The organism is Elusimicrobiota bacterium (assembly GCA_041658405.1).
Taxonomy (GTDB): domain Bacteria; phylum Elusimicrobiota; class UBA5214; order JBBAAG01; family JBBAAG01; genus JBBAAG01.
On sequence record JBBAAG010000112.1, the window covers coordinates 1 to 7,772 of the forward strand.

The window sequence follows — 7,772 nt, forward strand, 5'->3', positions numbered from 1 at the left end:
GGTCTCCTTTCCCGTCAATTGGAATTCCCAGAGGGTTAACTACGCGGCCTAAAAGGTGTTTACCGGTGGAAACTTCCAAAACTTTACCTGTACGTTTAACTTCATCACCTTCTTTTATTAAATGATCCGCACCGAATAATATGCAACCAACGTTCTCGCGTTCAAGGTTTAGTACCATGCCAAAGACGTTATGGGGAAATTCAAGGAGTTCGCCAATAACCGCGTTGTGCAGGCCGAATATCCGCGCGATACCGTCCCCTACCTGAATAACATATCCTACTTCTTTGAGTTCAAGTTTTGTTTCGTACTCCGCAATTTGTTTTTGCAGTATCCCAGTGATTTCTTCCGGTTTAATTACCATAACAATTCATTCCGTCCTTCTTTATGTCCGTTAACGCTGTTTGACAAGTACACGGTGTAACGCAGATAATTGCGTTGCCAGAGTGTTGTCAATAACATTGTCGTCATATTTTATTATCAATCCCGCAATTAGGGTTGGGTTAAGGTTAATTTTCATTAATACCTTTTTATTAAAATATTTCTCAAGTGCCAGAGTTAATTGTTGAACTTCCGCTTGGCTTAGCTCCGCTGCGGTGTCAATCTCAACATGCTTAATGTCCTGGCGGTCATATATATACTCAATTATTTTATCAAGCATCAACGGTAACAGGTTAATACGTTTTTTTGTTATCAGTAAATGCAAGAAACTTAGGATGCGTTTATCAATAGCCGGTGAGAGTACCGCGAACAAGAGAGCTTTTTTTTCGGTGATACTTATCGCCGGATGGTTTAACGCGGTGTTAAGTTCATCCGAGGATGACCATAACGCCTTTATTTCCGCGCATTCATTCATCGTGGAAATAAGTTCTGCCGGGGTTTTTATGGTATTAACAAACCCATGGGCGTAGCGTTGAGATAAAATTGTTTCTTCCATAACCTGCTAATTCGTATTCTCCGTGTTTTTCCCTACTTTTGAAAGAAAGTCAGCAAAAAATTTTTGTTGTATCTTAGGGTCAACTGTTTGTTTCAACAGCTTTTCCGCTATCATCAGGGATACCTTTGCAGCGTCTTCACGTACTTCAATGATCATCTGGTTGCGTTCCTGTTGTAATTGAGTACGGGTTTTTTCTACCAGCATTTTTGCGTCAGCCTGTGCGGATGCCAGGATGCTGTCTTTGAGTTTAGTACCTTCAATTTCAGCGTTTGCTACAGCTGTACTCACAGTGGTTTGTATCTCCTGGATTTTCTTTGCGTACTCGCGGTTGAGCTCATCATTTTTTTGGTGTAACGCAGCGGCGTCATCAATAGTTTTTTTGATACGCTCTTCGCGGTCACGCATCATCTGCGTGATCGGCCCCCAGGCTAATTTCCAGAGGATACCCATGCCGATAAGGAATGTTACAATATGTGTTAGTAACAATAAGCCATTAATTTCTATCATAAATTTAATTACATGAACAATTTTGCGAACGGGTTCGCGAATAATAATATGATAGCGATAAATAAACAGTAAAGTACCAGGGATTCAATAAAGGCTAACCCGATCATCATCGCAAGCTGAATCTGGTTTTGCGCTTCCGGCTGGCGTGCAATGCCTTCCACCGCGCGTGCAGTTGCCATACCCTGCCCGATACCGCATACCGCCGCTGCGATTGCTAAACCAAACGCTGCAGCGATAACTGTTGCCGCAAAGTATGGTACTACCGCCGGGTTGATTTTTGATACTGTTTCCGCTGCTGGTACTGCTTCACCTGCTGCCTGTGTTGCATAAGCAACTGCTGTTGATGCCAACATCCCGAGTACTGATAACACGACTGGCTTTTTCATACTGAATCCTTTCTCCATTAGACCTAAACCCAAAAATTACTTAGTGTTCCTCCGCCGCGGTTGCGCCGGCGATATATACTATCGTTAATACCAAAAAAATGAATGCTTGTATCACCCCAACCATTATACCCAGTAAAACTATTAACGGGCGTAATAGTAGCGGTACTATTGCCAATGCTTTTGTAAACAGCGTGGGGTCGTTCAGGAATATTGTCATCAGTAACGCAAGGAAGCCAAGTAATGCTTCTTTTGCGAAGATGTTGCAATACAAACGTATCGCCAGTGAAAACGGGCGTGCGATATGGCTTATAATTTCTATGACGAACATCAATGCATTGACCGGTACGAGATACCACGGTAATTTCGGGCCCATAAAGTGTTTGAGGTAACCCAGGATGCCGTGTTTACGGATACCTACGTAGTTGTAATAAATAAAAACAGTTAATGCTAAAGTTATGGTTACATGGAGGTCAGAAGTCGGAGACGTGAACCCCGGGATCAGGCCTATTAAATTACTGATTAGGATAAAAATAAATATACCGGCAAACAAAGGGTAATACTTCCGCGCTTCCTGTCCAAGAGTTGTGTTTGCCAGGTCGTATACAAAGTTTAGTATCAATTCTATAACATTTTGCAGGGTACCGGGGACGGGTTTAAATTTATACCGTGCTATAAGTGAAGTAACAAGAATTATCAGCCAAACAATCCAGGTCATCGCCAGTGTCAGAGGTATAGGGAGAAACTTATAATGTATGGGTTCGGGTACTATCGACATTTTCTTGTTTTACTCAATACTTTCTACAACATTTACAACAGGGCACCTGTGAACAATAAACTGAATAATTAGTTCATTATATACTAAAACCTCTTGCTTTGTCAAAATAAAGTGGTAGTTTTCTATGGTTTACACTCACTGTTTCTTTGTGGATTGCAAGTATAGAGTTATTATATAAACAATTACCGGTAAAGACAGTCCTATCCCCAGAATAAGCGGAGGAAGTTTTAGTGTTGCAAGTGATACAAATAATAGTAGTATTACAACCGGAAATCGCAGGAATAGGGTTAACATTAGGTGTAACACATAATTTTTGTTTTGTTTAGAAGCCATAGCGCTGAACTGTTGGGTTAATAAGTATATACTGAAACAACTTATTATAATACCCGCAACTAATGCTGCTCCTGAACGAAAATTTATCAAGAATGAGATAATCGTAAATCCTGTGGCAGCGGTTACTGCATTAATTATTAGTGTTTTTATAAGTATTGTTTTTAACATTATTTTGTTTCTTAACCATAAACTTAATTATTTGCCAGAACCCGGCGGCTATACCCAGGAAAAAGAAGAGTATCATCAGCCATGGCGGTGTATTAAACAATTTATCCAGCCAGTAACCTATCCCGAACCCAACTGCTATAGAAACCGCGAGGTTTGTCCCAAGGAGTGATGCTTGCCAAAGATTTTTGTCCTGGAACCGGTTTAAACTGATCTTTGGTACTACTTTTTTATTATTTTCTTCCATAGTCCGCCGGGATTTCGCCGTATTTCTGGGTGTTCCATTTTAGTATTTTTATGTTTGAACCCAATAACATGCCGTATATTTTAAGGATCATATCCTGGATAGTATCACGTTCATGGGTGTCACGGGAAACACGTTTTTTGTATATCCACGCTAATGCCGTGCGGGAGTCAGAATATATGTCGGTATACTTATGTTTCTTTGCGTATTTTATGGCTAAACCAATTGCTGTAAGTTCGTAGTAGTTGTTAGTATGGCGTGTATCAGAATTCCATTCATCTAAAGTATTGCCTTGTAGGTCGCATACGCGGCACCCGCCGAGCCCGGGATTACCGGAAGTCCATGCGTCACAGCATAAAACGTGTGGAGAATGTGTGGCTTGATGTTTGTGCTCAAACCTTTCTTTCACGGGTTGTGGTTTACGTGCATATACCTTTATCCCGGAAGAGTTAAGTTTTTGTACCCTATAATAAACATTTGCCCATGGAGCGGTAAGGGTTTCTATTATCTTACCGGTATGGGTATTAACGATTTCGTATGTTTTACTTTTTGTATTCATTAATTATAATCCACGATAACTATTTTACTTAATTAAGGTTCTTATGATATACGTTATGACAAAAAATAGCAATGAATAAGCACTTGAAAAAATGGGGAAAGTTGGCTATTAATTTTGTTGATATAGTTATAACATTATTGTATGGTAATAACATAATGTATGGAAAGGAATATAATTATTATGAAGAAAACAATGTTTAAACTGCTGATGTTGGCAGTATTTACGGCGGTTACTTGCGCTGTGATGGTCAATGCAGAAGTACCGAAGATGGGTAATCATTGTGGTGAACTTAAAGGGCTTGAAGTGTCAGTTGTGTACAAAGATCCGTTTTTTTATACTGAAGAAGGGTATGCGGGGTATTATATAGGATTACCTATGACTTTTGAGGTTAAGTTAGTTAATAAATCTAACCGCACATACAACAACCTGGACATTACAGCGATACAGGAGTATTACGAGAGTGGGTCATGCCAGAGGTGGTGGTATCCGTTTCCTCTATATGTTACTTACAATAAAGGTGATGCTATGCCGGGAGATTCTACAATGGTATGGTCAAACATTACGTTGCGCGGGAATGAAACCATAACACTTACTGGTGTTCATACGGCAACCATGGAAACCTGTGACGGGCTTGACCAAACACATGTTATCATCAAACATATGAATAACGGGAAGCCGGATGCTGCGATGTTTTATTATAACCCTGAGTGTGGAGTATATTGTCCTCCGCCGCCTGAAAAATAGGTTTTAATGATAAAAGAAGAAAAATATTTTTCTCCTGCGCTTAACCGCGGAATGGTGTACGATATATACATCCCCGATAATATTGTCCCTAAAAAAGAACGTCCCTGGGTATTGTTGTTGCACGGGCTGGGGCGTAATAGTAAAAGTTTGACCACCCATCCTGTTGCACGGGGAATTATTGAACAACAAAAGTATGCTATTGTTTTCCCTAACGCAGAGAACGGGTGGTATATTGACAGCGCAGTGAAGTCCGGGTCAAACTACCTGTCTTTAATCAACGATGTGTATAACGAAGTTACTAAAAAATACGGATTATCGACAAAACCGGAACGTACTGCGATTACCGGATGGAGTATGGGTGGGTATGGGTGTACACGTTGCGCGGAGAGATGGAATGAACGGTTCAGTGTTGTTGCACCGATAATAGGCGTGCTCGACTATCCGGTTAGTAAGTATGAAGGGAAATCTGACCTCAAACTACCGTTTGATATTATTGGCCGTGATGAAAGCAAGTGGGTGGAACTTAACCCCGTAACACATGCGGAACGGTTGAGAGGGAAAAAGGTTTTTATTATAACCGGGGATACTGCGTACGATTTGTTGATGAACAAAACGTTCTGCGCAAAACTTGACGAACTGGGGATTGCGTATATGTTTACAACCGTACCGGGGAACCATTCGTTAGAAACCGTTGTCACGTGCCTCCCGGGAGTGTTTGGGTTTATAGAAAACTCTATTTTATTATGGTGATATTATAAGATAGATGCAAGAGAGATAAATGACGGTGTTTACTAAAAATCATTATTTCTGTTGTCGAAAAAATTGGTATACTTGATAGCAACAAAAACGTTGTTGTGGTAAGAGATAAAATTGCAGTAATTAACTGATATGAAAAATACGGTAATATTGTTTTTGTTGTTAGAAATAGCATTTTTTGTACAGCCATCATATTCAGGAACTAACTGGAAAATGGATAACAACAATAACTTTGTAGTAAAAGCGTTGTCAGTGAATTCAACAGGGTCAATATCTCCTATAGGATGGACGCAGGATGTGAGATTGAGTTATAACAATCATACTGTAGGATATCCAAAAATGTCTGCAGACGGTGAAGGAATTTTACATGTTGTTTGGGGTGAACACCTTTCAGATGGCATATATACGTACTATAAAAAGAGCTTAGATGATGGGAAAACATGGACATCTGATTTTTTGTTATTTCATAGTACAGGGATTGTAATTGGTAGCACTCTATTAAATATGTGTTTTTGTTCATGGGATAATACATTATGTCTTTATTGGACAGACAATAGGGATGGTAATTATGAAATATATTACAAACAAAGCACAGATGGCGGTTTGACTTGGGGTAATGAAACAAGGTTGACCAATGGGGATGGTGATGCTAAACGTCTGTTTTTAACCTATAAAGACAATAGTATTCATCTGTTTTGGAGTGAAAATAGAGTAAGCAAATATAACGATGAAATATATTATAAACGAAGCACAGATGGCGGCCTGACTTGGAGCGATGATATAAGATTGACTAATGCTGATCACTATTCCTGGGATAGTTGCAGCGCATTGAACAACAATGTATTACACTTGGTTTGGGCAGACTTCCGTGATAGCAGCGGTTCTCTCAAAGACAGTGAGCTTTATTACAGATATAGCGAAGATAATGGAACAACCTGGAGCAATGAAGTTAAATTAACTTCTGCTCCTGGAGTTGCTTACGAACCATACTTGCTGGCGGTAAATAATATTTTACATTTAGTATGGTCGGACTCAAAGTATAGTAATAACGATACGGAAATATATTATAAGAATAGTAAAGACAATGGCAAAACCTGGAGTGAAGATAAAAGATTGACGTTTCATCAAGCAGGTACCTTAAGTCCTATCATGACGAGTGACCAAAACGGGTTACATTTAGTATGGAGCGATTATAGGAATGGCAGTGATATATATTACAAAAAAAGTATTGATGAAGGTGAAACTTGGGGGAGTGATATACGGCTTACATATAATCCTTCATATTCACTTCCTGATTCACTTATTAGTGTTAATGGGATCTTACACTTATTATTTGGCGATGAACGAATCCAACCCGGTGCCGATATTTACTACAAACGATTTGACCCGACTGCGCCAGTAGGAAAACCTGGCAAACCACAAGCTGACAAGGTTTTTAAGGACACACAAAGCATTCATTTTTACTGGAATAAGGGTACGGTTACTGATCCAGAAAGTGATTTAGTGGCTTATCACATACAAATTGGTACACAAATAGGGTTATCCGATCTGTGTGACGGCGAAGGCACAGGCTTTGGGATAACTGGTACTGATTTGGGTAACAATACATATTACTGCCGTGTACGAGTAAAAAGTGAAGTGGGGTATTACTCGGATTGGAGCGACTGGAGCGACGGTATAGGAATAAACACCCCGCTGCAGAACACGAAAATATATCCTAATCCATACAGGATAGGAGTGGATAGTACTATAGTGTTTAGCAATTTAGATGTCCAGGAAGCTGTCCTAAAAATTTATACGATTACCGGCGATCTAGTATGGCAGTCTTCCATCAAAGATGGTGAAAAAAATATTAAATGGGATGGATATAATACTTTAGGCGGCCAAGTTGCGAGCGGGATATATTTGTATGTGTTGAGCAGCACCAGCAACAAAAACATTTTTGTGGTAAGAGATAAAATTGCAGTGATTAAGTAAAAGGGGACGTTAGTATGGTAAACAAAACAAAATTTCAACCGTTCGATATGACCGAGATTGAGAAACATCAAGAACAATACGCAGAGGAAGTCAAACAAAAATATGGCAATTCTGATGCGTATAAAGAAAGCCAGAAAAGAACCGCGAAGTATTCAAAACAGGACTGGCAACGGATTATGTCGCGGGGCGGCGAAATATTCCAAACAGTAGCGGGTTTGATGGACACCCCGCCTGAATCGCCGGAAGTACAAAAAGTGGTCGGTGAGTGGAAACAGCATATTACCGACAGTTTCTACAAGTGTACGTTAGAAATTTTCCGCGGGCTAGGCGATCTGTACGTTGCAGATCCGAGGTTCACAAAGAATATCGATAAAATCAAGCCCGGGTTGTCG

Annotated in this window: 11 protein-coding genes; 4 read left to right on the top strand and 7 right to left on the bottom strand. The window is 39.9% G+C overall.

Annotation, left to right across the window (positions count from 1 at the left end):
* The 7 genes from WC955_12605 to WC955_12635 form a co-directional block, all read right to left on the bottom strand.
* Window positions 1-361 (bottom strand): F0F1 ATP synthase subunit alpha (locus WC955_12605; GenBank protein ID MFA5859894.1); only part of this gene is annotated, 361 nt, incomplete at its 3' end.
* Between the two features lie 30 nt (window positions 362-391).
* Entirely contained in the window at window positions 392-934 is a 543-nt protein-coding gene (atpH, locus tag WC955_12610) for an ATP synthase F1 subunit delta (GenBank protein MFA5859895.1), read from the bottom strand.
* A 6-nt stretch (window positions 935-940) separates the two neighbouring features.
* Window positions 941-1,441, bottom strand: coding sequence for a F0F1 ATP synthase subunit B (gene atpF / locus WC955_12615; protein ID MFA5859896.1), 501 nt, complete (start codon window positions 1,439-1,441; stop codon window positions 941-943).
* An 8-nt stretch (window positions 1,442-1,449) separates the two neighbouring features.
* On the bottom strand, window positions 1,450-1,827 hold the full coding sequence (atpE, locus tag WC955_12620) for an ATP synthase F0 subunit C (GenBank protein ID MFA5859897.1): 378 nt from the start codon (window positions 1,825-1,827) through the stop codon (window positions 1,450-1,452).
* 40 nt (window positions 1,828-1,867) lie between these two features.
* Entirely contained in the window at window positions 1,868-2,602 is a 735-nt protein-coding gene (atpB, locus tag WC955_12625) for a F0F1 ATP synthase subunit A (GenBank protein ID MFA5859898.1), read from the bottom strand.
* Window positions 2,603-3,065: 463 nt separating this feature from the next.
* Entirely contained in the window at window positions 3,066-3,347 is a 282-nt protein-coding gene (locus tag WC955_12630) for an AtpZ/AtpI family protein (protein MFA5859899.1), read from the bottom strand.
* Entirely contained in the window at window positions 3,334-3,903 is a 570-nt protein-coding gene (locus WC955_12635; protein MFA5859900.1) for an RNase H family protein, read from the bottom strand. Before WC955_12635 ends, WC955_12630 begins: the two co-directional genes overlap by 14 nt.
* A gap of 180 nt (window positions 3,904-4,083) precedes the next feature.
* On the opposite strand from WC955_12635, the gene WC955_12640 reads away from it, so the two are divergent.
* The 4 genes from WC955_12640 to WC955_12655 form a co-directional block, all read left to right on the top strand.
* Window positions 4,084-4,647, top strand: coding sequence for a hypothetical protein (locus WC955_12640; protein ID MFA5859901.1), 564 nt, complete (start codon window positions 4,084-4,086; stop codon window positions 4,645-4,647).
* A 6-nt stretch (window positions 4,648-4,653) separates the two neighbouring features.
* On the top strand, window positions 4,654-5,397 hold the full coding sequence (locus tag WC955_12645; GenBank protein ID MFA5859902.1) for an alpha/beta hydrolase-fold protein: 744 nt from the start codon (window positions 4,654-4,656) through the stop codon (window positions 5,395-5,397).
* A gap of 138 nt (window positions 5,398-5,535) precedes the next feature.
* On the top strand, window positions 5,536-7,380 hold the full coding sequence (locus WC955_12650) for an exo-alpha-sialidase (GenBank protein MFA5859903.1): 1,845 nt from the start codon (window positions 5,536-5,538) through the stop codon (window positions 7,378-7,380).
* A gap of 14 nt (window positions 7,381-7,394) precedes the next feature.
* The coding region (locus tag WC955_12655) for a TipAS antibiotic-recognition domain-containing protein (GenBank protein ID MFA5859904.1) at window positions 7,395-7,772 on the top strand (378 nt) is incomplete at its 3' end.

Coding starts and splice junctions, on each gene's coding strand:
- atpF (MFA5859896.1), bottom strand. CDS start 1,441: ATGATAGAAATTAATGGCTTATTGTTACTAACACATATTGTAACATTC.
- WC955_12630 (MFA5859899.1), bottom strand. CDS start 3,347: ATGGAAGAAAATAATAAAAAAGTAGTACCAAAGATCAGTTTAAACCGG.
- WC955_12650 (MFA5859903.1), top strand. CDS start 5,536: ATGAAAAATACGGTAATATTGTTTTTGTTGTTAGAAATAGCATTTTTT.
- atpE (MFA5859897.1), bottom strand. CDS start 1,827: ATGAAAAAGCCAGTCGTGTTATCAGTACTCGGGATGTTGGCATCAACA.
- atpH (MFA5859895.1), bottom strand. CDS start 934: ATGGAAGAAACAATTTTATCTCAACGCTACGCCCATGGGTTTGTTAAT.
- atpB (MFA5859898.1), bottom strand. CDS start 2,602: ATGTCGATAGTACCCGAACCCATACATTATAAGTTTCTCCCTATACCT.
- WC955_12640 (MFA5859901.1), top strand. CDS start 4,084: ATGAAGAAAACAATGTTTAAACTGCTGATGTTGGCAGTATTTACGGCG.
- WC955_12635 (MFA5859900.1), bottom strand. CDS start 3,903: ATGAATACAAAAAGTAAAACATACGAAATCGTTAATACCCATACCGGT.
- WC955_12645 (MFA5859902.1), top strand. CDS start 4,654: ATGATAAAAGAAGAAAAATATTTTTCTCCTGCGCTTAACCGCGGAATG.